General features: G+C 68.5%; 21 protein-coding genes. 13 read left to right on the top strand and 8 right to left on the bottom strand.

Translation table 11 applies throughout. The features are described 5' to 3' along the window. Nucleotides 1–68: 68 nt before the first annotated feature. The 11 genes from ACK4HL_RS12410 (at nucleotide 69) to spt (ending at nucleotide 9,768) form a co-directional block, all read left to right on the top strand. A complete protein-coding gene (locus ACK4HL_RS12410; RefSeq protein ID WP_409760730.1) occupies nucleotides 69–644 on the top strand; it encodes an OsmC family protein in 576 nt (191 codons plus the stop codon). A 69-nt stretch (nucleotides 645–713) separates the two neighbouring features. Further along, entirely contained in the window at nucleotides 714–911 is a 198-nt protein-coding gene (locus ACK4HL_RS12405) for a DUF1127 domain-containing protein (protein ID WP_409760728.1), read from the top strand. Between the two features lie 88 nt (nucleotides 912–999). Beyond that, nucleotides 1,000–2,073: an NAD(P)/FAD-dependent oxidoreductase gene (locus ACK4HL_RS12400; protein ID WP_409760726.1), complete on the top strand. Its 1,074-nt coding sequence runs from the start codon at nucleotides 1,000–1,002 to the stop codon at nucleotides 2,071–2,073. Next, nucleotides 2,070–2,882: an HAD-IIB family hydrolase gene (locus ACK4HL_RS12395; protein WP_409760724.1), complete on the top strand. Its 813-nt coding sequence runs from the start codon at nucleotides 2,070–2,072 to the stop codon at nucleotides 2,880–2,882. The genes ACK4HL_RS12400 and ACK4HL_RS12395 overlap by 4 nt, the downstream gene beginning before the upstream one ends. Further along, nucleotides 2,875–3,945, top strand: a complete 1,071-nt coding sequence (locus ACK4HL_RS12390) for an AbrB family transcriptional regulator (RefSeq protein ID WP_409760722.1) — start codon at nucleotides 2,875–2,877, stop codon at nucleotides 3,943–3,945. The genes ACK4HL_RS12395 and ACK4HL_RS12390 overlap by 8 nt, the downstream gene beginning before the upstream one ends. Next, nucleotides 3,945–4,715 (top strand): sterol desaturase family protein, encoded by a 771-nt coding sequence (locus ACK4HL_RS12385; RefSeq protein ID WP_409760720.1) that lies wholly within the window; start codon nucleotides 3,945–3,947, stop codon nucleotides 4,713–4,715. Before ACK4HL_RS12390 ends, ACK4HL_RS12385 begins: the two co-directional genes overlap by 1 nt. A 101-nt stretch (nucleotides 4,716–4,816) precedes the next feature. Beyond that, nucleotides 4,817–5,350 carry a hypothetical protein gene (locus ACK4HL_RS12380; RefSeq protein ID WP_409760718.1) on the top strand — a complete coding sequence of 178 codons (534 nt, stop codon included), beginning with the start codon at nucleotides 4,817–4,819 and terminating at the stop codon, nucleotides 5,348–5,350. Nucleotides 5,351–5,528: 178 nt separating this feature from the next. After that, nucleotides 5,529–7,316 (top strand): fatty acyl-AMP ligase, encoded by a 1,788-nt coding sequence (locus ACK4HL_RS12375; protein ID WP_409760716.1) that lies wholly within the window; start codon nucleotides 5,529–5,531, stop codon nucleotides 7,314–7,316. A 34-nt stretch (nucleotides 7,317–7,350) separates the two neighbouring features. Then, entirely contained in the window at nucleotides 7,351–8,319 is a 969-nt protein-coding gene (locus tag ACK4HL_RS12370) for an NAD-dependent epimerase/dehydratase family protein (RefSeq protein WP_409760714.1), read from the top strand. Beyond that, nucleotides 8,319–8,558 carry an acyl carrier protein gene (locus ACK4HL_RS12365; RefSeq protein WP_409760712.1) on the top strand — a complete coding sequence of 80 codons (240 nt, stop codon included), beginning with the start codon at nucleotides 8,319–8,321 and terminating at the stop codon, nucleotides 8,556–8,558. Before ACK4HL_RS12370 ends, ACK4HL_RS12365 begins: the two co-directional genes overlap by 1 nt. Nucleotides 8,559–8,562: 4 nt before the next feature. Continuing rightward, on the top strand, nucleotides 8,563–9,768 hold the full coding sequence (spt, locus tag ACK4HL_RS12360; RefSeq protein ID WP_409760711.1) for a serine palmitoyltransferase: 1,206 nt from the start codon (nucleotides 8,563–8,565) through the stop codon (nucleotides 9,766–9,768). 6 nt (nucleotides 9,769–9,774) lie between these two features. Here the strand turns inward: spt and ACK4HL_RS12355 are convergent, their stop codons facing one another. From ACK4HL_RS12355 to ACK4HL_RS12335, 5 genes are all read right to left on the bottom strand, one after another. Beyond that, complete coding sequence (locus ACK4HL_RS12355) at nucleotides 9,775–10,755, bottom strand: diacylglycerol kinase family protein (RefSeq protein ID WP_409760709.1); 981 nt, start codon at nucleotides 10,753–10,755, stop codon at nucleotides 9,775–9,777. Nucleotides 10,756–10,759: 4 nt separating this feature from the next. Then, complete coding sequence (locus ACK4HL_RS12350) at nucleotides 10,760–11,836, bottom strand: LptF/LptG family permease (protein WP_409760707.1); 1,077 nt, start codon at nucleotides 11,834–11,836, stop codon at nucleotides 10,760–10,762. After that, nucleotides 11,833–13,050 (bottom strand): LptF/LptG family permease, encoded by a 1,218-nt coding sequence (locus ACK4HL_RS12345; protein WP_409760704.1) that lies wholly within the window; start codon nucleotides 13,048–13,050, stop codon nucleotides 11,833–11,835. The genes ACK4HL_RS12350 and ACK4HL_RS12345 overlap by 4 nt, the downstream gene beginning before the upstream one ends. A 61-nt stretch (nucleotides 13,051–13,111) precedes the next feature. Next, on the bottom strand, nucleotides 13,112–14,032 hold the full coding sequence (locus ACK4HL_RS12340; protein ID WP_409760702.1) for a metallophosphoesterase family protein: 921 nt from the start codon (nucleotides 14,030–14,032) through the stop codon (nucleotides 13,112–13,114). Nucleotides 14,033–14,115: 83 nt separating this feature from the next. Next, nucleotides 14,116–15,258, bottom strand: coding sequence for a dATP pyrophosphohydrolase (locus ACK4HL_RS12335; RefSeq protein ID WP_409760700.1), 1,143 nt, complete (start codon nucleotides 15,256–15,258; stop codon nucleotides 14,116–14,118). Between the two features lie 71 nt (nucleotides 15,259–15,329). On the opposite strand from ACK4HL_RS12335, the gene ACK4HL_RS12330 reads away from it, so the two are divergent. Both ACK4HL_RS12330 and ACK4HL_RS12325 read left to right on the top strand, forming a co-directional pair. After that, on the top strand, nucleotides 15,330–15,809 hold the full coding sequence (locus tag ACK4HL_RS12330; protein WP_409760698.1) for an NUDIX domain-containing protein: 480 nt from the start codon (nucleotides 15,330–15,332) through the stop codon (nucleotides 15,807–15,809). A gap of 217 nt (nucleotides 15,810–16,026) precedes the next feature. Then, the gene (locus tag ACK4HL_RS12325; RefSeq protein WP_409760696.1) at nucleotides 16,027–16,590 is read left to right on the top strand and encodes a GNAT family N-acetyltransferase; all 564 of its coding nucleotides are present in this window, start codon (nucleotides 16,027–16,029) and stop codon (nucleotides 16,588–16,590) included. Here the strand turns inward: ACK4HL_RS12325 and ACK4HL_RS12320 are convergent. From ACK4HL_RS12320 to ACK4HL_RS12310, 3 genes are read right to left on the bottom strand one after another with little or no spacing between them, the layout of a single operon-like run. Next, entirely contained in the window at nucleotides 16,531–18,591 is a 2,061-nt protein-coding gene (locus ACK4HL_RS12320) for a hypothetical protein (RefSeq protein WP_409760694.1), read from the bottom strand. The genes ACK4HL_RS12325 and ACK4HL_RS12320 overlap by 60 nt on opposite strands. Continuing rightward, a complete protein-coding gene (locus ACK4HL_RS12315) occupies nucleotides 18,588–21,380 on the bottom strand; it encodes a DUF4159 domain-containing protein (RefSeq protein WP_409760692.1) in 2,793 nt (930 codons plus the stop codon). Before ACK4HL_RS12315 ends, ACK4HL_RS12320 begins: the two co-directional genes overlap by 4 nt. Next, a complete protein-coding gene (locus ACK4HL_RS12310; protein WP_409760690.1) occupies nucleotides 21,377–22,267 on the bottom strand; it encodes a DUF58 domain-containing protein in 891 nt (296 codons plus the stop codon). Before ACK4HL_RS12310 ends, ACK4HL_RS12315 begins: the two co-directional genes overlap by 4 nt.

Here is a 22,267-nt window from a genome sequence, read left to right as displayed (position 1 = left end):
CCCATGCAGCACGTGCTGCAGCGGCCCCGAGGGCCGATCCCCAACCCCTGCAAGACTGGAGAAAACGCATGTCCAAAAGCAATCTGGCCCAGGCCGAGACCCCCGTGACGATGAACGGCGTCAGCGTCACCGGCATCTTCGACACCATCGCGGCCGTGAAGAAGCAGCCCGACCTCGCGGAGTTCAGGTTCCGCGCCACCAACCGCTGGATCAGCGGCGGGCACAACCGCTCCTCGATCCAGGGCTTCTACGGCTGCGGCATGGAAGACACGAGCCGCGAAAAGCCGTTCTTCTTCGACGCCAGCGAGCCCCCGGTGCTGCTCGCCAACAACGAGGGCGCCAACCCCGTCGAGTTCATCCTGCATGCGCTCGCCGGCTGCCTCACCACCACCATGGTCTATCACGCCGCAGCGCGCGGCATTGCCATCGAAGGGGTCGAGTCCTCGCTCGAGGGCGATCTCGACCTCCGCGGCTTCCTCGGCATCTCGGAGGAGGTGCGCAAGGGCTACCGCGAAATCCGCGTCAACATGCGCGTGAAGTCCAAGGGCTCGCCAGCCGTGCTCCGCAGCCTCGCGCAGTTCTCGCCGGTGTTCGACGTGGTCTCTCGCGCGCTGCCGGTGATCGTCACCGTCGAAACCCACTGATCCGGCGAGCCGCGGCCGGAGCCTTCCGCGCTTCCAGCGCGGAAGGCCTCGGGCGGAAAGGAGACACCGATGAAAGACACGATTGCACCTGCGCTCCGCCGGGCAACGCGCCCGCTTGCGCCGCTCCATGCCGTCAAGCGCTGGTTCCGGCTCCGGCGCTGCCGCGCCCAGCTGAGCCGTCTTTCGGACCACATGCTGCGCGATATCGGACTCTCGCGGTGCGAGATCGACCACGCCATCCTGCGCGGACGTTTTCCGCGGGGGTGACCCCGCAGCCGTGAGACTGGCCAAACGCCTCCCGCCCGGCTAGTGCTCCGCCTTGAGCGGCGCTCCGGCCGCGGGGGAGAGTTTGTTCATGGCCAAGCGGGTCATCGTCGTCGGATCGGGCATCATCGGCGCCTCGATCGCCTATCACCTGGCGAAGGAGGGTGCGGAGGTGACGGTGCTCGACGCCGGCGAGCCGGGCGGGATCGCCACGCGCGCCAGCTGGGCCTGGATCAACGCCAGCTGGGGCAATCCCGAGCCCTATTTCCGGCTGCGCATGGCTTCGATCGCCCGCTGGAGGGCGCTGCAGGAGGAGATTCCGGGGCTTGCCATCCAATGGTGCGGCGGCCTGATCTGGGACCTGCCGCCGGCCGAGCTCGACGCCTATGCGGCGGAGCGCGCGGCCTGGGGCCATCCCATCCGCCGTGTCACGCGGGCGGAAATCCTCGCCCTCGAGCCCAATCTGAGGGAGGTGCCGGAACATGCCTATCACGTGGCGGGGGAGGGGATGCTGGAGCCGCTCGCCGCCACGCTCGCCCTGCTCGAGGCGGCGAAGGCGCAGGGCGCCGAGGTGCTTGGCGACATGCCGGTCAAGTGGCTGGAGGAGGAGGACGGCCGCGTCACCGGCGTCATCACCGACGAGGGCGTGATCCATGCCGAGGAGACGGTGGTCGCCGCCGGCGCCCATTCTGCCGCCCTGCTCGACTCGGTGGGGATCACGCTCAGGATGTCTTCTCCGGCGGGGCTCCTCTCGCACTCCAATCCGGCGCCGCGGCTGCTCAACGGCCTCGTGATGACGCCCGGCCTCCACATCCGCCAGACGGCGGAAGGGCGCATCGTCGCTGGAACCGATTTCGCCGGGGCGGAACCGGAGGAGGACGCCGAAGGCCTCGCCCGCTCGCTCGAGGCCAAGGTCGAGGCGATGGTGAAGGGAGCGGAGGGGCTCGGCCTCGATTTCCTCACCATCGGTTACCGGCCCACGCCGGCGGACGGTTTTGCCGCCGTGGGCCGACCCCGCAACCGGCCCGGGCTCTATGCCGCCGTCACGCATTCCGGCGTCACGCTCGCGGCGGTGATCGGGCAGGCCTCGGCAACGGAACTGATCACCGGCGCACGCGATGCGCTGCTTGCGCCCTACCATCCCGACAGGCCGTCCCTCACATGACCATGCAACCCCTGGCCCACGCCCCGCGCGGGCTGCTCGCCGGTGTCAAGGCGGTGCTCACCGACATCGACGACACGCTCACCCTCCATGGCAGGCTTCCGGCGGAAGCCTTTGACGCACTTTGGAAATTGCGCCGCGCGGGGATCAAGGTCGTCCCCATCACCGGGCGGCCTGCCGGCTGGTGCGACCTGATCGCGCGGCAATGGCCGGTGGACGGCGTGGTGGGCGAGAACGGCGCCTTCTATTTCCGCTATGACGAGGCCGCGCGGAAGATGCACCGCGTCTACGCCCAGAGCGCCGGGGAGCGGCGCGCGAATTCGGAAAGGCTATGGGACATCGCCCGCCGCGTGCTGGCGGAATTCCCCGGCGCGGCCATCGCCTCCGACCAGGCCTATCGCGAGATCGACGTCGCCATCGACTTCTGCGAGGACGTGCCGCCGCTGCCGCTCGCCGCCGCCCAGCAGATCGCCGAGGCGTTCCATGCGGAGGGAGCGGCTGCAAAGGTCTCCTCGATCCATGTCAACGCCTGGTTCGGCAGCCACGACAAGCTCACCATGAGCCGCAGGTTTCTCGCCGAAGTGCTTGAGATTCGACTCGAAACCGACGCCAGGGCCATCGCCTACTGCGGCGACTCCCCCAACGATGCGCCGATGTACGCGGCCTTCCCGCTCGGCATCGGCGTGGCCAATGTGCGGCCCTTCGCCAAGCTGATGGCCCATCTCCCCGCCTATGTGACGGCGGGCGAGGGGGGGCACGGCTTCGCCGAATTCGTGGACGCCGTGCTCAGCGCGCGCCAGGGACATGCGTGAGACGGCGGCCGGCCTGCTGATCGGCGCCGCGGGGGGCCTCGTCTTCTGGCTGCTCGGCATCCCCGCGCCCTGGCTCGCCGGCAGCATGATGGCGGCGATCATCGCCATCTTCTCGCAGGTGAAGATCGGCATGCCGGACTGGCTCAGGGCGCTTTCCTTCATCTTCCTGGGGATTCAAACCGGAACGTCGGTGACCTGGGAGACGGTGGAGCGCGCCGCGCAGTGGCCGCTCTCCATCGCGTTCCTGGGCCTCACCGTCATCGCCGTGACCTGGGCCTGCACGGCCTATTACGTGAAGCGCAGCGGATGGGACGGGGCGACCGCGCTGTTCGCGAGCCTCCCCGGGGCGCTGTCGCTGGTGCTGCTGCTGGCGAGCGGCACCAGGGCCGACATGCGGCGCGTCACCATCGCGCAATGCATCCGGCTGTTCTTCCTGGTGGCGGCGCTGCCTTCGCTGATTTCCTGGATGTCGCCGGACAGCGCCTTTCACGCCGGGCCGGACGAGATCGGGTCGCTTTCCGACCTTGTGCTGCTCGTCTCGGTTTCGACGGCGGCGGGCTTCGCGCTGGAGCGGATCAGGGTACCGGCCGGCCTCATGCTGGGGCCGATGCTGGCGAGCGCGGGGCTCGAGCTTTCCGGCCTTCTCGCCGGTGCGGCACCCGCCAGCGTGCTGATCCCCGCCAACGTGGTGCTGGGCGTGATGATCGGCTCACGCTTCCAGGGCTTCACCTTCCGCGAGTTCCGCGAGGCGCTGGCGGAAGGATTTTCCGGCTTCCTCATCGCGCTCGCGATCGCCATGGCGGGGGCAGGGGTGGCGAGCGCCTTCTCGGGGCTCCCCTTCGCGCTCACGCTTCTCGCCTTCTCGCCCGGCGGCCTCGACGCCATGACGATCATGGCCTTCGCGCTCAACCTCGACCCGGCCTATGTCGGCGCCCACCAGATGGCCCGCTACATCGGGCTCGCCTTGCTCATGCCCATGGCGACGGCCTATGTTCTGCGCCGGATGGGCGCTCATGCGAATGTCACGTCTGGGCCCATGCCCTCGAAGCTGGAGGACCGCTGATGGACCAGCTGGCCTTTCTCCTCACCTACAAGGGCGCCATCGTGCTCGGAACGCTGGCGCTGCTGCTCGTTCTCGAGCGCCTGATGCCGGTGGCGCAAGTCGTGGGCGGCGTGAGGCGGGTGGCGAAGAACCTTTCGCTCGCCGGGCTCAACGCCATTCTCTCATGGGCGGTGGTGGTGCCGCTCTCCGCGCTGGCCGCCTCCCATGCGCTCGACTGGCGCCCGGCGTGGTGGAGCGGCGGCTTCGGCCTCCTCCTCGATCTCCTGATGCTCGATTGCTGGATCTACTGGTGGCACCGGGCCAACCACGAGTGGCGGATCCTCTGGCGCTTCCACGAGGTCCATCACCTCGACGAGTTCCTGGACGCCAGCTCGGCGCTGCGCTTCCATTTCGGCGAGGTGCTGCTCTCCTCGCTCGTCCGCGCCGGGGTGATCCTGCTGCTCGGGGTGCCGCTCGTCAGCGTCGTCGTGTTCGAGACGCTGCTGGCGCTCTCCGCCATGTTCCACCATTCCAACGTGCGCCTGCCGGCTCGCCTCGAGCGGTGGCTATCCTGGCTGATCGTGACCCCCTCGATACACTGGGTTCATCATCATGCCATCCGGCGGGACACGGATTCGAACTATTCGGCCCTGCTGTCCGTTTGGGACCGCCTTTTCGGCAGCCGGAGCAAGACGATCCGCACGCCGGCCATGCCGATCGGCACCGAAGGGCGCAGGGACCGGGGCCTTCCGGGCCTTCTCGCCCGCCCCTTCGAGCGGCCGCCGCCATAGGGAACGGTGGCATGGCCCGTGCATGGGCGGGAACAGAGTGAACATGGCCCCTCCATCTGTGCCATTCCGGCACGCATGGCGGAACATGGGGAGCACCGGATTTGGCCAAGGCCGCGATACGATCGGACGGGGAGGGGCTGGCGAGCGCGCTGAAGCAGGCGCGCGAGGCCGAGGCCGCCCATTTCGACGCGGCGCTCGAGCTCCGGGATTCGAAGTCGCTCCGGCTGCAGCTTCTCAAGGATGAACTGGCGCCGGTGATCCAGGCCTCGCCCGAGGCGCGCGAGCTCTTCGACCTTACGCTGGTTCCGGGCGAGCCGCCCAAGCTCTGGGTCGATCTCATCTCTTCCGTGGTCATGGAGCCGGACCACCGCACCTACCGCTTCATCGAGGACAGGCAGGATCGCCGCCACATCGTGTTCGAGACGAGCGACCGCGAGGAGATGGCGGCCGCCATCCGGCGCCACATGGCCCATCGCCTCGTCGCGCGCGAACGGCTGGCCGCCGGGCTTCCGCGGCCCCCAACGGCCAATGGCTACACCGCCGCCTCCCTCATCCTCGCATGGACTTCCGGCTTCGCTTTCGGGGCTCTCCTTCTGCTTGCCGCCGCCCTCTCTGCAGGCTATCTAGTGCGTTGAAAAGCCAAAGGGATTTCGCTCGCACGACGAGCGTTACAATCTGAAACATCAATTGATTTCCCTGGAATCGGCCCCCCTGTTACGAAAAATGAACCGTCGCGGCGTAAGGCTGGGGAGCTTTATGCGGCGTTACAAAAATGAAACGAATTGCAGGGTTTACCAGCGCATGCAGAGTGCCTTGAAGCGGAGCAGTGAGGCGGACGCCGCGATTTCGGCGACGCCGACGGCCAACCGCAGCCTGGCGCAGAACCTGGCCGGCTTCCGCTCCCTTGCGGAGGGGCTTGATTATGCCGCCAAGGGCGTCACGGGTTTCAATTTCTATTCGGCGCGCGGCGCGCTCCAGTCCGTCCTGTCCTATGCAGAACTCCGCCGCCTGGCGATCTCCACGGCGCGCAAGCTTCTTTCCCTCGGGCTGAAGCGGGGAGACCGCGTCGCCGTCGTGGCCGAGACGGGGCCGGAATTCATGGCCGTGTTCTTCGGCTGCCAGTATGCCGGGCTGATCCCGTGCCCGATGCCCTACACGATGTATATCGGGGGGAAGGATTCCTATATCGACCGGGTGGCCGGCATGCTGGCCGCGGCGAAGGCCTGCACGGTGGTGACGGGCGAGGAGCTGCTCGGCCATATCACCGAGGGCGCCGCGCGCGCGGGCGTCCGGCGGGTTCTCACCCACCAGCAGCTCGGGGCGCTGCCCGAGGCCGCCACCAAGCTCCAACCGTTCCGTGCGGACGAGGACGCCTACATCCAGTATTCCTCCGGCTCCACCTCCAACCCCAAGGGCGTGCTGATCTCGCAGCGGGCGATCATCGCCAACGCACGCGGCATCCTGCGCGAGGGGCTGAAGCTCACCGCGGAGGATCGCGCCTTTTCTTGGCTGCCGCTCTATCACGACATGGGGCTCGTCGGCTTCTGCCTGTCGCCGGTGCTGGGGCAGGTGAGCGTCGATTTCCTCGCCACCACCTCCTTCGCCCGCCGCCCCGCCCTGTGGCTGAGGCTGATGTCGGACAACAAGTCGACGATCACCTATTCGCCGAGCTTCGGCTATGACCTCGCCGCCCGCCGCATCAACGGCGAGGCGGTGACGCTCGATCTCTCGCGGCTGCGGATCGCCGGGATCGGCGGCGACATGGTGCGCGCCGACGTGCTGGAACAGTTCTCCGCGACGATGAGCGTGGCCCGTTTCCGGCCGGAAGCCTTCCTGCCGAGCTACGGCATGGCGGAAACGACGCTGGCCATCTCCTTCGTGGATGCCGAAAAGCCGATCCGCGTGGACAGGATCGACCGCCACGCGCTCAAGACGGAGAATGCCGCCATCCCCGCCAGGGGCGAACAGGCGCGGAGCTTCGTCGTGTGCGGCCGGCCGCTGGCCGGGAGCAAGGTCGAGATCCGCGACGGCGCGGGCCGGGTGCTGGGCGAGCGCCGCATCGGCCGCATCTTCGTCTCCACGCCGAGCCTGATGTCCGGCTATTTCCACAATGAGGATGCGACCGCATCGGCGATCGGGGGAGACGGGTTCCTCGACACCGGCGACATGGGCTACTGGCTCGGGGGCGAGATCGTCATCACCGGGCGCGCCAAGGACCTGATCCTGCACAATGGCCGCAACATCTGGCCGCAGGACATCGAATGGGCGGCCGAGCAGATCGAGCCGCTGCGCTCGGGTGACGTCGCGGCCTTCGCCGTCGAAGGCGAAGACGGGGACGACGATGTCGTGGTGCTGGTGCAATGCCGCCTGCAGGACCCTGCCTCGATCGAGGCGCTCCGCCACGAGGTGGCGGCCGTGGTGCACCGCAGTGCCGGCATCGAGTGCAAGGTGGTGATGGTGCCGCCCAAGAGCCTGCCCTTCACCTCTTCCGGCAAGCTCTCGCGCGCGGGCGCCAAGCAGAGATATGTGTCGGGCGAGATCGCGGAGCTCACCCCGGCCATGCCGGCCGCAGAACCCGCGCTGTTAGAGGCCGCGCTCTGAGGCGAGCCGCAGCCCGTCCGCCGCCGCGGAGATCATGAGCCGTCTCTATGCCATCACTGGCGCCACCGGTTTCGCCGGGCGGCACGCCGTCAGCGAATTGCTCGGCCGCGGCCACCGGCTCCGCGCCCTGGTGCGGCGGCCCGAGAACGCCCCGCTTCCGGAGGGCGTCGAGCTCATCCGGGGCGACCTCGCAGATGCGGAGGCGCTGGCACGCCTCGTGACCGGTGCCGATGCCGTCGTTCATCTGGCGGGCGTCCTCGCGGCTCTCGGCCGTGAAGAGTATTTCCGCGTCAACAGGGATGGAACGGAGGCACTGCTCGATGCGGCGACCGCCGCCGAAGTGCCGCGTTTCGTCCATATCTCCTCGCTCGCGGCGCGCGAGCCTTCGCTTTCTCCCTATGGCGCCAGCAAGCGCGCCGGGGAAGAGGCGGTGCTGCGCCGCGCCGCCGAGATCGCCGCAGTCGTGATCCGTCCGCCTGCCGTCTACGGGCCGGGAGACAAGGGCACGCTTCCGCTCATCCGCGAACTGACGCGGCCCATCGCCGCCATTCCGGGCCCCCGAGAGGCGCGCTTCTCGCTGATCCACGGGCGGGATCTCGCGCGCCTCATCGCCGAAACGCTCACGGGGGCCGAACAGGGAATCCACGAGGTGAGCGACAACAAGCCGGGCGGCTATGGCTGGCCCGACCTGATCCGCGCGGCGGAGAGCTTGCGCGGGGCGCCGCTTCGCGCCGTGTTCCTGCCGCGCGCCATTCCCGCCGCGGTTGCGTTGGGGGCCGAGGCCGTGGCCCGCATCACCGGCAAGCCATCGCTGGTGAACCGCGGCAAGATCGCCGAGCTCTACCACCGGGACTGGGTGAGCCGCCAAGGCACGCTGGCGCTCGCCGATCCGATATCCCTGGAGCAAGGCCTCGCCGAGACGGCGGCCTGGTACCGCGAGGCCGGATGGTTGCCTCGGCCGCGCGGCGCCGATAGAAGGGCCCCCAACGCAAGGACGCCATGATGACCGACACCGTCGCACAGCTCTGCAGGCTGCTCGAGCCCTTCAACACCAACGGCGCGGCGCTTTCCGCCGCGACCGACATATCGACCGACCTCAACATCGATTCCATGACCGTGATGGATTTCGTCATGGAGGTGGAGGATCACTTCGACATCGAGATTCCTCTCAACGTGCTGTCCGAAACACGCACCGTCGAGGATCTCGCCAAGGTCGTCGATTCCCGGGCGAAGAAGGGCTGACGGCATGGACCTCCTCGACAAGCTCGAAGGCATCGCGGAGCGCCACCGGCGCATGAAGGCTCTGGGCGTGGAGGCGATCGGCGTCACCAACGAGAAGATCATCTCGCCGACCCGCGCCATCATCGAGGGACGCGAGACGATCCTCGCCGGCACCAACAACTACATGGGCATCACCTTCGACCCGGACTGCGTGGCGGCTGGCCAGAAGGCGCTTGCCGAATTCGGCACCGGCACGACGGGCTCGCGCATCGCCAACGGCTCCTTTGCGCTGCATGCCGAGCTCGAGCGCGAATTCGCGGCCTTCCTGAACCGCAGGCACTGCATCGTCTTCACCACCGGCTACCAGGCCAATCTCGGCATGATGTCCGGCCTGGCGGGGCCGCGGGACACGATCTATCTCGATGCCGATTCGCACAGCTCGATCTATGACGGCTGCACGCTCTCGGGCGCCAAGCTTGTGCGCTTCCGCCACAACGACGCGGCCGACCTCGACAAGCGACTGACGCGGGGCGAGGACGGCGGCGGCAGGCTCGTGGTGCTCGAGGGAATTTATTCCATGCTGGGCGACCGCGCGCCGCTTTCCGATTTCATCGAGGTGAAGAGGAAGCACGGCTTCCAGCTGCTCGTCGACGAGGCCCACTCCTTCGGCGTTCTCGGGCCCCACGGCCGCGGCCTCGCCGACGAGGCGGGGCTGGAGGACGAGGTCGATTTCATCGTCGGCACTTTCTCCAAGAGCGTGGGCGCCATCGGCGGCTTCGGGGCGGGAAACCATCCCTATTTCGAGTATCTGCGCTACGCGATGCGGCCCTACATGTTCACGGCCTCCTCGTCTCCGGCCTCGATCGCGACCTCGCTGGCGGCGATCCGCAAGCTTGCCGCCGAGCCGCAGCGGCGCAAGAAGCTGACGGAGAATTCGGCACGGCTCTTCGCGGGCTTCAAGGCACTCGGGCTGGAACTCGGCTGCGAGGAGGTGAGCCCGGTCGTGGCGGTGCGCTGCCCGGACGAACCCTCGACGGTTGCGATGTGGAACGCGCTGCTGAAGGCCGGCGTCTACGTCAACATCGCGCTGCCGCCTGGCACGCCCAACAAGCTCTGCCTGCTGCGCTGCTCGGTATCGGCGGCCCACACCGAAGAAGAGATCGACCGCATCGTGGCACTCTTCGGCGCGGTGGTGGCGCAGGGCCATGGCAGGAAGGCCGCGAACGGCTAGGGCGCCTCAGCCCCTGACGAACGTGAAGAGCGGCCCCGTCTCGAGCCGCAAGGGCTCGCCCGGAGGCGGGGGAAAGAACTCGCCGTCGATGACGAAGATCGTGTCGGAGGAGACGCTGAGCGCCTCCGCGCAGAAGCTCACCGCTCCGGAAGGCATCCTGCGGCCTTCGCCGCCATACATGGCAGGGAGCATCCAGCGCGCCACCGATGGGACGGGATAGGGGAAGACCGTGGTGCGGATGGGCGCAGTCTTGCCGCCCCAGAAGGGGCGCGCGTCGAGCACCAGCCTGTCGAGCGTGGTCGACATCTGGAGGAGTTGCGGCCCTTCGCAGAGACGCCTTCCCCCTGCCTCCACCGTGATGGCGTGAGGCCGGTCGAAGCGGCTCTCGTCCGCCGCATCGGGGGCGGACAGGAGGTATTTTCGCAGCGCGGTCAGCAGCGTTCCCGCCACTGCCCACTGGCCCCTCACGCCCCTGGCGTTGAAGGCCTGCTGGCAATAGCGGGTGGCGAGAGCCACCGCGCCGGTGCCGACGAACATGCCGTGGCGTATCCGGCCATCGCCGGGATTGGCGCAGCGGATGGTGTGGCGCTGCTGGAGATCCGAGGCCGCGAGGCTTTCGATGAACTGCGCCTGCGCTTCGACCGATCGGGCCCGGAAGCCGAGGTCGCGGGCGCTCAGATTGGTTGTTCCATGCGGCAGCAGCCCGAGCCGCGGCGGCGACGCGAAGAGCCTGTCTTCCGCGATGCGCGTGAGGATTTCCTGGATGGTGCCGTCGCCGGAGCTGATGAAGAGATCGGTCACGCCGCCCCTTGCCATGCCGTCGAGAACGGCGCCGATCTCCTCGAAGCGGTCCAGCACGCCCAGCATGACGCCCGGTGCGCGCTTCAGCCTTTCGGCCAGGGCGAGACCCTTGCCGCTGCCCCTGCCCGAACGCGGGTTGACGATGAGCCCGGCGCGCCCGGCCGCCGGGTGGTTCTCGCGCGCCATCGCGTCAGACCGATTCGGCCCGCAGGGCCATCACCACGGCAAGCGAACCGAAGGCGACGACCGGCAGCCAGGCCGCAAGCCAGGGCGCCACGAATCCCAGTTCGCCCATGGTCAGCGAGATGCCGTCGACGATGAAGAACACGAAGCCCAAGCCGACGCCCACCGCGAAGAGCACGCCGAGCCCGCCGCCGCGGCGGAAACGCGTGGCGAGCGGGATGCAGAGCGCCATCATCAGGAGGCCCGAGAAGAACAGCGAGACCCGCTTGTGCGCCCAGGTCTCGTAGACCCAGACGGGGCGGATGCCGAAACCCTGGTTGTCGATGAAGTAGAAGAGGTCGGTGAGCGACATCTCCTCCGGTGCCCCCGAGCGCGCGCCCGCCTGGGCCGGTTTCATGGCGCCGGAATAGACGAGCGTCGCGAGGCGCGAGGGCTGGAGATTGTCGCGGTAGTAGACGAGCACCCGTTCCAGCGTCCAGCGCCCGTTGGAGAGTTCGGCGCTCTCGGCATAGATCTGCTCGCGCAGCAGGCCGCTGTCGTCGCGCCGGAAGATGATGACGTCGGCAAGCTTCGTGGAGTCGGCGTTGGCGCTGCCGGCGCGGAGAATGTCGGAGCCGGCGCGCATCCAGATCGGGTCCTTCTCGCCCACCTTCAGCTTGTCGGTGCCATAATCGCCGATACCCCAGTCGCGCAGCTGCGGCGTGGTGGACGGAATGGCCGCATCCGACAGCACGAATTGCAGGCCGCCCGCCACGAAGGCCAGCGGCAGCAGCATGACGATGATCCTGAGCGGCGAGAGGCCCGCCGCCCACATCGCCACCATCTCGTTGCGGTAGCTGAGCTCGGTGAGGCTCAGCAACATGGCGAGCAGCATGCTGATGCCCATGTAGTTCGAGACCACGGAGGGCGAGCGGAAGAACATGTATTCGAGCAGCACCGTGCCATCTCCCGGCCGGAGCGCCTGGATGTCCTTGGCATTGGTGAGGAGATCGAGCGAGAGCACGAAGAAGGAGATGCCGAGGAGGATGGCGAAATAGCGGATCGCCACCATGCGGATCAGCATCCAGCCGACGATCTTCATCATGCCGCGCTCTCCCAGCCGAGGCGGCGCATGAGGGCGTGCCGCAGGCCCGAGAAGAAATCGCCGCCGCGGTCGATCGCGCTGCTGATGGGATCGTTTCCAAGCGTGAAGCAGGTCGTGATGTAGCGCCAGCCCGCGAACAGGCCGAGTAGCAGGCAGGGAAGCCACAGCGTCACGATCGGGGGCGCTACGGCATTGTTCGAAGCTGAGGCGCCCTGCTGGATGATCTCGTTGTAGAGAACGATGAGGACCAGCGCCACGCCCGTGCGGAAGCCGCGCGGGCTGCGCCGAGAGCCCACCGCGAAGGGAATGGCGAGGAACGGCAGGATCAGGATGCTGATCGCGGTGACGAGCCTCTCGCTCAGTTCGGAGGAGACTTCCTCGCGCGAGGCCTTGGGCGGCGGATTGTCGAGTGCGGCATAGAGTTCTGGCAGCGTCAGTTCGCGCTCGTCCTCGCCGCGCGGACGGAAAATGTCCTTCGAGATCTTGCCCAGCGGCGTATCCGCCATGGCGAATTCGGTCGTCTCTCCGGCGACCGGCGGGTTCGTTGCCGCGTCTGGCCTGGTGGTGAAGGACAGGCGGTGGCCGTTCTCGAGGTGCAGCGTGGGGCGGCGGCCCTCCGGGTTCTCGACCAGCGTGCCGGTGGCGGCGGTCACCGTGTCGGAGCCGTGCTGCCCCTTGTCCTGGAAGATGAAGGCGCGTTCGAAGGCGTTCTTGCCGCGGTCGAGCCGGTCGATGATGAAGGTGCGATCGCCCGCCTGCATGAAGACGCCTTCCTCCGCGAGGTAGAACACGTCGACGTTCTGCACGTCGAACACCACGGAGCGGTAGGCATAGCGTGCATGCGGCTGGAGCCAGCCCATGATGACGAGTGAGAGCGCCGCCATCAGCGCGCCGAGCACGATCACGGGCCGGGCGAGACGGTGCAGCCCGATGCCGGCCGCCATGAATGCGTCCGTTTCGGAGTTGGCCGACATCCTGCCGAAGCCCAGCAGCAGGCCGAGGAACAGGGCGGCCGGCAGGGCCGTGCCCAGATAATGCGGCACCAGATAGGCCAGCATCTCGAAGACGACGGTGAAGGAGTTCTTCTTGCCGAGCGTGGCGTCGAGCAGGCGCACCATGCGGTCGGCCAGCAGCATGAGCAGGCCGATCACCAGCGCGCCCGCGAGCGGCAGAGAAACCTGTTTCAGTACGTGGCGGTCAACGATCCGGAGCATGGCCCCTCATGCACCGGCTGATGGGCGGGTTGTCATGGCGTCAATCTAGCCCAGCCGCCGTTCATGACGAAAGCGCGAATTCGGTGAGGGTGCCGATATGGCGGTGCACGGTGTCGAGGCTGCGGATCGTCACCTGGATCTGCCATTTTCCGCCCTGGCGCTGAATGCCGTAGAGATTCCACGCCGCTGCCGGGTTGTGTTCGCTGTTGAGCAGCGAGGCGGACGGCACGCCCAGCACATGCACCGTCCCGAAACGGGAATTCAGGGTGTTCAGCATGTGATCGTGGTTGTGGCCATGCAGCACGAGTTCGGCCCCCTCGCGTTCCAGCACGTCGCGCAGCGCCGCGGCGTCGAGCAGGGCCTTGCGCGGCTTGGCGAGGCCCGGCAGAGGCGGATGGTGGATCATCACCACGCGGGCATAGCCGCGCTCGCGCAGGTCCGAGAGCAGGACGGCGAGCGATTCGAGCTGCGTTCCGCCGAGCAGACCCGCGGCGCGGTGCAAAGGCTGCGGCACCGCCGTCGACACGCCGATCAGCGCCACGTTGCGGCGCAGCCGCACATAGGGAAAGGGTGTCGAGATCTGCGGCGTCGTCTGGGTGAGGGCGACGCGCATGTCGCCCCGCATGTAGTCCGCAAGGTGCGAGAGGCCGTGCTTCCAGTCCATGCGCACGTAGGTATCGTGGTTGCCCGGCACGAAGCTGATCCATTTCGGCTCGCCGAAGCTGCGCAGCCATCGTGCCGCCGCCGGAAACTCGTCATGCGCGGCGACGTTGACGATGTCACCCGTGAGGGCGACGTGGTCCGGCGCGAAATCCATGATGTCGGCGGCGACCGCCGTGGCCACCGCGGGGCTGTGCTGGCGGTGGCGGTTGAGGCGCCAGTTGAACGCCCCGATCGTGCGCTTCAGCGCGAAATGCCGCCTGACCGAGCCGGCGGGGAGCGGCCCGAGATGCAGGTCGGAGAGGTGGGCGAGGGTGAACACGACGGGCGCTTGCTGCTTGTCCGGGTTGCGTGAGCGGGGCTTTTAAGCGCCTGTGGGCTTCAGCTTCAAGCCCGGGAACGGTCTCACGGGATTGCCCTCTCGAAGATGCGGTAGGTCTTGTAGGGCCTGCCGCCGAAGCCTTCGATCATGCGCCGCATGGGGAGATTGTCCTCCAGGATCCAGGAGAGTTCGGCCCGCCGGGTGCCGCGGCCGGCGTGATAGTTGCGCACCCTCGCGATGGCGGCCATGCCGAGGACGGCGCCGAGCGGCGTTCCGTGGTACTTCCGCCGAACACCCATGAGCGGCATGCGGACCGAGTTCGGCGGGCGCGCCAGGAGGTGCCAGGCGAGCTTCGCCCAGCCGAAGGGCAGGAGCCTGCCGCCGAGCCCCGCGATCCACTCGTTGATGTTGGGCAGCGAGACGGCCATCGCCGCCGGCTCGCCCCTGTATTCGGCGATGGCGATGTAATCACCCGTCACCAGCATCTTCAGATTGTTGCCGAGTGCGGTCATCTCCTCCTGCGTCCAGGGCACGAAGCCCCAGTTTTCCGACCAGGCGTCATTGGCGATCGCAACGATGATCTCAAGCTCCTGCATCAGCTTCTTCTTGTCGAGCGGGCGGAGCGTCACGTCCCTGTCGGCAAGCGCCTTGTCATGGGCCGATTTCAGCGCGCGCGGCATGCCGCCCGTGTCGGTGAAGTCATAGGCGATCACGTCCTTCACCCTGGCGAAGCCCTGCTCCTCGAGGCGCGGGGCGTAATAGGGCAGGGCATGGCCCATCATCATGGACGGGGGCGTGTCGAAGCCCTGGACGAGGAGACCCATCTCGTCGTTTATGGAAAAGCTGAACGGTCCCTGGATGCGCCCCAGGCCGCGCTGGCGGAGCCAGCCGGAGGCCGCGGCGAAAAGCGCGGCGAAGACTTGCGGATCGTCCTCCGCCTCGAGGAAGCCGAACTGCCCCACACCGTCCTGGTAGCGGGCACTCCGCAGGCGGCAGTGCTGTGCCGAGATGCGGCCCACGGTGCGGCCGTTCTTCCTTGCGAGGAAGAGTTCCACCTCGGCGTGGCGGTAATAGGGGTTCTTCCCGGGGTCGAGATGCTCGAGACGCTCGAGATAGAGGGGCGCCACCCAGTGGGGGTCTTTCCGGTAGAGGGCGAAGGGCAGGTCCAGGAAGTCCCGGAGCCCCTGCTTGCCGCGCACCGGTTCGACGCTGATGGTCTCGGTCATGGGCGGGGCTTACTGCCTGTGCCGGGGGAACTCAAGCTTGGCGGAAGGGACCGGCGGGAGTATCCCGGGCCATGCTCGACGACGTCAAACGCCTCCTTTACCGGGCCGCCAAGCCGGCCCTCCACCCGCTCTACCGCCAGATTCGTGGGCTGACGCTGGGCACGCGGACGTTGGTCCTGAAGGAGGGCGACCAGGAGGTGCTGCTTGTCCGGCACGGCTATGCCCCGGGCTGGCTTCTCCCCGGGGGCGGCGTCGAGCGGGGTGAGACGATCTTCGAGGCGGCCGTCCGGGAACTCCTCGAAGAGGCTGCCGTGGAGGCGGAGGAGGAGCCTCGGCTGCACGGCCTCTACCTCAACGAGAGGCAGTTCCGCGGCGACCACGTCGCCTGCCTGGTGCTGCGGAAGTTCCGGCGCGGCGAGTTCCAGCGCGGTTTCGAGATCGCGGAAGCCCGGTTCTTTCCCGTCTCCGCCCTTCCCGAGGGCACCACGGGCGGCACGCGGCGGCGGATTGCCGAGGTGACGCAGGGCGTTGCTCTATCGCGGGAGTGGTGAACCAGGCGCGCCGCTTGACGTTCAGTCTTCGTAAAGCTAATGGCCGCAGTATGACCGCGATGGAACAGATCCAGCTGCGACGACGAGCCCGCGACACGCGCACTGCGCTGCGCGCCTGAACTCGCGTCCGGTCATCCCAACTCCGCACATTCCAGAATGGCGTTTCGGGGCCCCGGTCGCCCTCGAAAACACCTCGTCAATCCAGAGATTCCAGACCATGTGCGGCCCCATCGCCTGTAACGACACGACTCCGCAAGACCATGACGCCGTCGAGCATCTGCTCGACCTGAGCTTCGGCTCCGACCGCCATTCCAAGACCTCCTACCGGCTGCGCGAGGGAAATGCCGCGGTGCCTGGCCTTTCGCTGGTGGTGCGGGACCCGGGCGTCGGGCTTTCGGGCACGATCAGCTTCTGGCCGCTCGCCATCGGCGAGAAAGAAACGCCCGCACTGCTCCTCGGACCGCTTGCCGTCCACCCCGACCGCCAGGGGCTCGGCATCGGACTTTTGCTCATGCGCGAGGGACTGGCGCGGGCGAAGGCCCAGGGCCATGCCCTGGTGCTGCTGGTGGGGGACGAGCCCTATTACGCGCGGGTGGGCTTCGCCAGGCTGCCGGCGGGTCTCATCGGCCTGCCCGGCCCGGTCGATCCCAATCGCTTCCTCTACCTCGAACTTAAGCCCGGCGCGCTCGACGGCGTGACCGGGCTGGCCCATGCGCCGCTCTCAGCGGCCTTCGCGGTACCACATGGCGCCGAGGCCCAGGAGCAGCACGGCAAGGCTTAGCAGCGTGGCGAAGAGCGGCGTGTCGGAGACAGCGAGCACGCGGTGCTCATCGTTGCTGCGCAGCCCCATCCAGCCCGAGCCCGCCATCTGCCGCCCGGCATCGACCTTGACGAGCTGCGGCATGCCGTCCTCCAGCCACTGGACGCTGCCGCCCGTCGCGGCGGCGGCCGGCGCCAGGATCTCGGTGGTGGCGACGAGGCTCGACATTTCGCGCGCATCGGCGCTGCCGGCGGCCGCTACGGCGTCCAGCTTGCCGTCCGTGAGGCGGTGAAGACCGGCCTCGGTGATCGGGATCGAAGCCTGGAAGCGGCCCGGCGAGATTTCGCGGAGTTCCGCCTTCCCGGTCTTGCCGGATGGCAGAGTCACGGTGACGGGCTCGGCCTCGTCCGCCATGGTGCGGCGCTCGATCACCAGATTGCCGCCCGATTGCCGGCCCTCCAGCGCCTCCTCCTCGAGGTCCGGTTCCTTCATCAGCCAGTGCGCGATGCGGCGGAGAAGCTCGGTCTGGGGTCCGCCGCCCTCGAAGCCGCGCGCCCAGAGCCAGCCCTGGTCGGAGAGGAGCTGCGCCACGCGGCCCTCGCCCTGGCGCGCGAGCACGAGAAGCGGCTTCTCCTCCAGACCGGCCATCACCGTGTCGCCGGTGATGGCAGTGGTGTCGACGAGCCTGAACCAGCGGCCCCAGCTCGGCGTCTCTCCTTCGGAGCCCGGCAGCTCATGCGTCACCGGATGCTTGCGCCCCTGCGGCGTGAGTTCGGGCTTGAAGGGCCCTTCGAGCACCTGGCCCGTGGGCGCCGCGGCGATGATGTCGGAGAGCGGCGTGTAGTAGAGCCCGTCCTCGTCGGCGAGGTCGGGGCCCGAGGCGATCAGCACGGCGCCGCCATCTTCCACGTAGCGCGCGATGTTGCTCATGTAGGCGGCGGGAAGCACCGTCTGGCGGCGGTAACGGTCGAAAATGACGAGGTCGAACTCGTCGAGCTTGTCGATGAACAGCTCTCGCGTCGGGAAGGCGATGAGCGCCAGTTCCTTGGTGGGCGTGCCGTCCTGCTTCTCCGGCGGGCGGAGGATGGTGAAATGCACGAGGTCCACCGAGGCGTCGGCCTTCAGCAGATTGCGCCAGGTGCGCTCGCCCGGATGCGGCTCGCCGGAGACGAGCAGCACGCGCAGCCTGTCCCGGACGCCTTCGATGACCGTGACAACGCGGTTGTTCTGCGCCGAGATCTCGCCCTCGAGCGGCGGCACGCCGATCTCGACGATGTTCTGGCCGCCATGCTCGACCGGCACCTGCACCTGGATCGCTTGTCCGGGAGTGACCTCGAGCAGCATGGGCTCGCCGCGGCCGGCCGTCACCGTGACGCTTACGGGCTCGCCCGGACCGTTCACCTCCTCGACGCGGAAGGCGATGGTCTGGTCCTGTCCGACCATGCCGAAGCGCGGCGCCTCGTCGAGCACCACCTTGCGGTCCCGCTCGGACTTGGAGCCGGTGACGAGGCCGTGCAGCGGCCCGCCGATTCCCGCCCTGGACGCGTCCGGCGGAGCATCGTGCACCTGGCCGTCGGTGATCATGAGGGCGCCGGCGAAGCGCTCGGGCGGAATGTCCGCCAGGGCCCGGTTCAGCGCCTCGAAGGCGCGCGTTCCGTCATCCTCCGGCCCGATGCCGGATTTCACCTCGACGGTGCGAAGCTCGGTGTTGGGAAGCCTCGCCACCGCCTCCTTCAGAGCGGCCTCGGCTTCGGCCGTGCGCGCGGCACGCCCGGCGCTCTCCTGGCTGAGCGAGCGGTCGATCACGGCGACAGCGATGTCGGTCAGCGGCTCGCGCTCCTCGTTGCGGATCGTCGGGTTGGCAAGGGCGGCCACCAGCAGCGCCAGCGCCAGCGCGCGGAGCGGGACGCCGCGGGAACGCGCCATGGCGAGGGCGGCGACAAGCAGAAGGCCGATCGCCGCGAGGCCGGCGATCAGCGCCCAGGGCAGAACGGGATCGAAGGCGAGGGTCCAGCTGGTCATTGCCCCAGCCTTTCGAGAAGGGCGGGGACATGCACCTGGTCGGCCTTGTAGTTGCCGGTCAGAGCATACATCACGATGTTGACGCCGGTGCGGAAGGCGAATTCGCGCTGTCGGTCGGAGCCAGGCACGACGGCGTGGAGCGGCTCGCCGCTGGCATCGAGCGCCCAGGCGGCAGCATAGTCGTTGGCGCCGATGATGATGGCGCTGACGCCGTCGGTGTTGCCGGCAACGGCACCCTCGCCGTCGGTTCGCTCCACCCACAGCTTGCCGGTGTCGTAGCGGCCCGGGAAGCGGTCGAGCAGATAGAAGCTCTTGGTCAGCACATGGGTTTCGGGCACCGGCTCGAGTGGCGGAATGTCGAGCTTGGCCAGGATGCGGCGCAGTGCGTCCGAGGCCGCCGTGGTGCCGCCCGAGAGCGCGTCGGCGCCGAGCCCGTCCTCGCGAAGGTCGAAGAATATGGTGCCGCCGCCCTTCATGTAGGAATCCATGCGGGCGAGTGCGGCGTCTGATGGAACCGTCGCGTCGGGCTTCACCGGCCAGTAGATCAGCGGGAAGAAGACGAGTTCGTCGCGCTCGATGTTGATGCCGACGGGCTCTCCCGCTTCGACCGATGTCCGCTCGCGCAGCACTTCGCCGAGGCCGGCGAGGCCCTGCTCGCTCACCTCGTCCAGCGCGGCGTCGCCGGTGACGACATAGGCCAGGCGCGTCTCCAGCGCGTTCGCCATGGCGAAATCATCCGTGCCCTGAGCAACGGAGCGTTGCGGCAAGGGCAGGAGCAGCAGCAGCGCCACGGCGGCCGATGCGGCGGCGCGGCGCTGGCGGAGCCGACTCATGCCGCCGCCGAGGAAGAGGGCGGCGAGGCAGTCGGCGAGGAACAGCGCCATCGCCGCGGCGAAGAGCCAGGGGGCGAGTGCGACGGCTGGGAGGGGTGCCAGGGCGCGCAGCGTCACGCCGGACGGAAGCTCCGCGATGGCGTCGAGCCGGTCGCCGCCCCGCGTCACGTTGAGGGCGCGCTCCTGGACGCCGCGCCGGTAGAGACCTGCCGGGGTCGCGGCGCTGACCGTCGCCTTGTCGATGGCGGCGGCAGGAATGGGCTGGACATCCGGCGGGGGATCGGCGAGCTCGCCGAAGCCGTCGAGCATCCGCCAGGGTGCGAAGGCCTGTGCGGCGGCCGAGGATTGCGCGGCCGGCGCACCGCCGCCCGCCGCCGGCGACAGGTCGAGCACCCGGCGCAGCATTTCGACGAAAAGGCCGGAGACGGGAAGGCTCGACCAGTCGGCATTGGCGGTGACATGGAACAGCACGATGAGGCCCTTGCCCTGCTTTGTGGCCGTCACCAGCGGGGTGCCATCCTCGATCGTGGCCCACACCTTGCCGGGCAGTTCGGCGTCGGGTTCCGCCAGCACCTGGCGCGAGACCTTGACATCGGGATCGGGCGCGAGCCCCGCGAAGGGACCCGTCTCGGGGAAGGGCTGAAGGCCCTGCGGCGTCTCCCAGCTGAGCGCGCTTCCAAGCGAGCGCCCGCCCTCGCGCAGGGTGACGGGGATCAGCGCGTCCTGCGCGCCGGCGAGGCGGGGCCCGGCGAAGCGCAGCAGCACGCCGCCGTTCTCGACGAAGGAAGACACCATCTCCTGCTGTTCGGCCGGCAGCACGCCGATATCGGCCAGCACCAGCATGGAGAGGCCCTGGTCGAGCAGGGCCCTCAAGGCCGGCGTGTCGGCGGGCTCGCTCAGCTCGCCATAGGGCTCGAGCGCGCGGGAGACGTAATAGAGGGGCGAGAGCAAGGGCTGGGCTTCTTCGGCGGAGGCGCCGGAAAGCAGCGCCACCGTCTTGCGCCGCCAACGGTCATCCATGAGGAAGGTTGCGGCGGCGTTGCGCTCGCCTTCGATGGCGATGCGTCCCACCTCGTTCCTGAGTTCGACGGGAAGCTCGATCACGCCTTCGGCCTTCGCCGCCCCGGCGGGGAAGCGCAATTCCGTCTCGCCGAAGCTTCGTCCATTGCCGGCGCGGGCGGAGACGCGGGCCGCCGCCTCCGGGCCGCCCGGCACGCGGAGTGCCGTCACCTTGATCTGCCCGCCCTCGAAACCGGGAGTCGCCAGCGCCATGGGAAGTGCGGATGCTTCCGGCACGATCGCCTCGACGCTCGCCGTTCCGCTTGCCAGCTTCAGGAGCCCCTCGGCGAAAGCGCGAGCCTTGCCGTCGTCGATGCCGTCCGAGAGCCAGATGACGCGAAGCGCCGGGGCCTCTCCAAGCTTCCGGGCGAGGCTGGTTTGCAGCGCCTCCCGGTCGAGGTCCATGGCGCGCGGCGCGAGCGCCATGGCGCGGGTCCTGGCGTCTGCCGCGGCCTGTGGCTCCAGCGGCTGCGGGCGAAGCTGCGGCGTCGAGGTGGCGAGCGTCACGGGCGCGCCGGCGGCCGCCGCGCCATCGAGAATTTCCGTCATGAGCTGGCGGCGCTTGTCCCAATCCTCCGCAGCTGCCCAGCCGTCATCGACCACGAGCAGCAGCGGTGCGCTCGAGAGCGTGCCCACCCGGCCCGGCGCGTAGAGCGGATGCGAAACGCCGATGATGACGAGGGCGGCGACGAGCAGGCGAAGCAGCAGGAGCCACCAGGGCGTCTTGTCCGGCTGCTCCTCGCGGTTTGCAAGGTCGAGGAGGAGGCGGATCGGCGGAAAGCGCACCGTCTCCGGGCGCGGCGGCGTGAAGCGCAGCAGCCACCAGATGACCGGAAGCAGCGCCAGCGCCGCCAGCGCCAGGGGCGTCGTGAAGCTCAATGCGCCGAGGAGGTTCATCGCGCCGCCTCGCCGGAGATCAGGGCATGGAGGTTGAGAAGAAGACGGGTGGGCGATTCATCGGTGCGGTGGATGAGGAAGCTCCATCCGATGCGGCGGCAGAGGTCGCGCAGCGCGCCGCGATGGGCTTCGAGCTTTCCGGCATAGGCCCCGCGCAGCGTCTCGGCCTTCGAGGAGAGGAATTTGAGAGGGCCCGCCATCTCGTGGAACTCGACGCGGCCGGCATAGGGGAGCGTCTCCTCGGCGGGGTCCACCACCTGCACCAGGTGACCCTTGATCCCAGCGGCGGCGATTGGCGTCAGGGCCTTTGCGATGTCGTCAATCCTCTCGAAGAAGTCGCCGAGCATCACGGCGGAGGAGAAACGCGGCATGCGGCTGAAGGCCGGGAGGGTGCCGCCCTCGGACTTGAGGAACCACCCGGCGATCTTGACGAGCTGGGCTCGCGCATGGTCCGGCGCGTAGGGGGAACCCAGCGCGCTGACCCGCTCCTGCGCGCGGATCGCAAGGGAGGCGAGGGCGAGCGCCATGAGCTGGGCACGCTCGCGCTTGCTGACCCCCGACAAATGCGAGCGGAATTCCATCGACACCGAGGGCGAGGCCCAGACCCACAGCGTGTTGGCCGCCTCCCACTCGTTCTCGCGGATATAGACGCGGTCGGAACGGGCGGATTTGTGCCAGTCGATGCGCTGGGTGGAATCGCCGAAACTGTAGGGCCGGTATTGCCAGAAGGCCTCGCCGGGCCCGGCGCGCCTTCTCCCGTGCTCGCCCAGGATCACCGTCGCGGCGATGCGCTCCGCCTCCACCAGGAGCGGCGGCAGGGCGCGAGCCTGCGCGGCCGCCCTGTCGGCAAGGCTCAGCGCAAGCGCCTGGTCTCGGGCTTCGGCCAT

This window comes from Aestuariivirga sp. (assembly GCF_046294715.1).
Classification (GTDB): Bacteria; Pseudomonadota; Alphaproteobacteria; order Rhizobiales; family Aestuariivirgaceae; genus Aestuariivirga.
The sequence above is the reverse complement of the archived record's forward strand: the minus strand, read 5'-3'. Positions and strand labels throughout refer to the sequence as shown.

Bases quoted from the DNA above. Each gene is read 5' to 3' on its own strand.
- ACK4HL_RS12410 (WP_409760730.1), top strand. From the start codon at position 69: ATGTCCAAAAGCAATCTGGCCCAGGCCGAGACCCCCGTGACGATGAAC.
- ACK4HL_RS12405 (WP_409760728.1), top strand. From the start codon at position 714: ATGAAAGACACGATTGCACCTGCGCTCCGCCGGGCAACGCGCCCGCTT.
- ACK4HL_RS12400 (WP_409760726.1), top strand. From the start codon at position 1,000: ATGGCCAAGCGGGTCATCGTCGTCGGATCGGGCATCATCGGCGCCTCG.
- ACK4HL_RS12395 (WP_409760724.1), top strand. From the start codon at position 2,070: ATGACCATGCAACCCCTGGCCCACGCCCCGCGCGGGCTGCTCGCCGGT.
- ACK4HL_RS12390 (WP_409760722.1), top strand. From the start codon at position 2,875: ATGCGTGAGACGGCGGCCGGCCTGCTGATCGGCGCCGCGGGGGGCCTC.
- ACK4HL_RS12385 (WP_409760720.1), top strand. From the start codon at position 3,945: ATGGACCAGCTGGCCTTTCTCCTCACCTACAAGGGCGCCATCGTGCTC.
- ACK4HL_RS12370 (WP_409760714.1), top strand. From the start codon at position 7,351: ATGAGCCGTCTCTATGCCATCACTGGCGCCACCGGTTTCGCCGGGCGG.
- ACK4HL_RS12365 (WP_409760712.1), top strand. From the start codon at position 8,319: ATGACCGACACCGTCGCACAGCTCTGCAGGCTGCTCGAGCCCTTCAAC.
- spt (WP_409760711.1), top strand. From the start codon at position 8,563: ATGGACCTCCTCGACAAGCTCGAAGGCATCGCGGAGCGCCACCGGCGC.
- ACK4HL_RS12355 (WP_409760709.1), bottom strand. From the start codon at position 10,755: ATGGCGCGCGAGAACCACCCGGCGGCCGGGCGCGCCGGGCTCATCGTC.
- ACK4HL_RS12350 (WP_409760707.1), bottom strand. From the start codon at position 11,836: ATGATGAAGATCGTCGGCTGGATGCTGATCCGCATGGTGGCGATCCGC.
- ACK4HL_RS12345 (WP_409760704.1), bottom strand. From the start codon at position 13,050: ATGCTCCGGATCGTTGACCGCCACGTACTGAAACAGGTTTCTCTGCCG.
- ACK4HL_RS12335 (WP_409760700.1), bottom strand. From the start codon at position 15,258: ATGACCGAGACCATCAGCGTCGAACCGGTGCGCGGCAAGCAGGGGCTC.
- ACK4HL_RS12330 (WP_409760698.1), top strand. From the start codon at position 15,330: ATGCTCGACGACGTCAAACGCCTCCTTTACCGGGCCGCCAAGCCGGCC.
- ACK4HL_RS12325 (WP_409760696.1), top strand. From the start codon at position 16,027: ATGTGCGGCCCCATCGCCTGTAACGACACGACTCCGCAAGACCATGAC.
- ACK4HL_RS12320 (WP_409760694.1), bottom strand. From the start codon at position 18,591: ATGACCAGCTGGACCCTCGCCTTCGATCCCGTTCTGCCCTGGGCGCTG.
- ACK4HL_RS12315 (WP_409760692.1), bottom strand. From the start codon at position 21,380: ATGAACCTCCTCGGCGCATTGAGCTTCACGACGCCCCTGGCGCTGGCG.
- ACK4HL_RS12310 (WP_409760690.1), bottom strand. From the start codon at position 22,267: ATGGCCGAAGCCCGAGACCAGGCGCTTGCGCTGAGCCTTGCCGACAGG.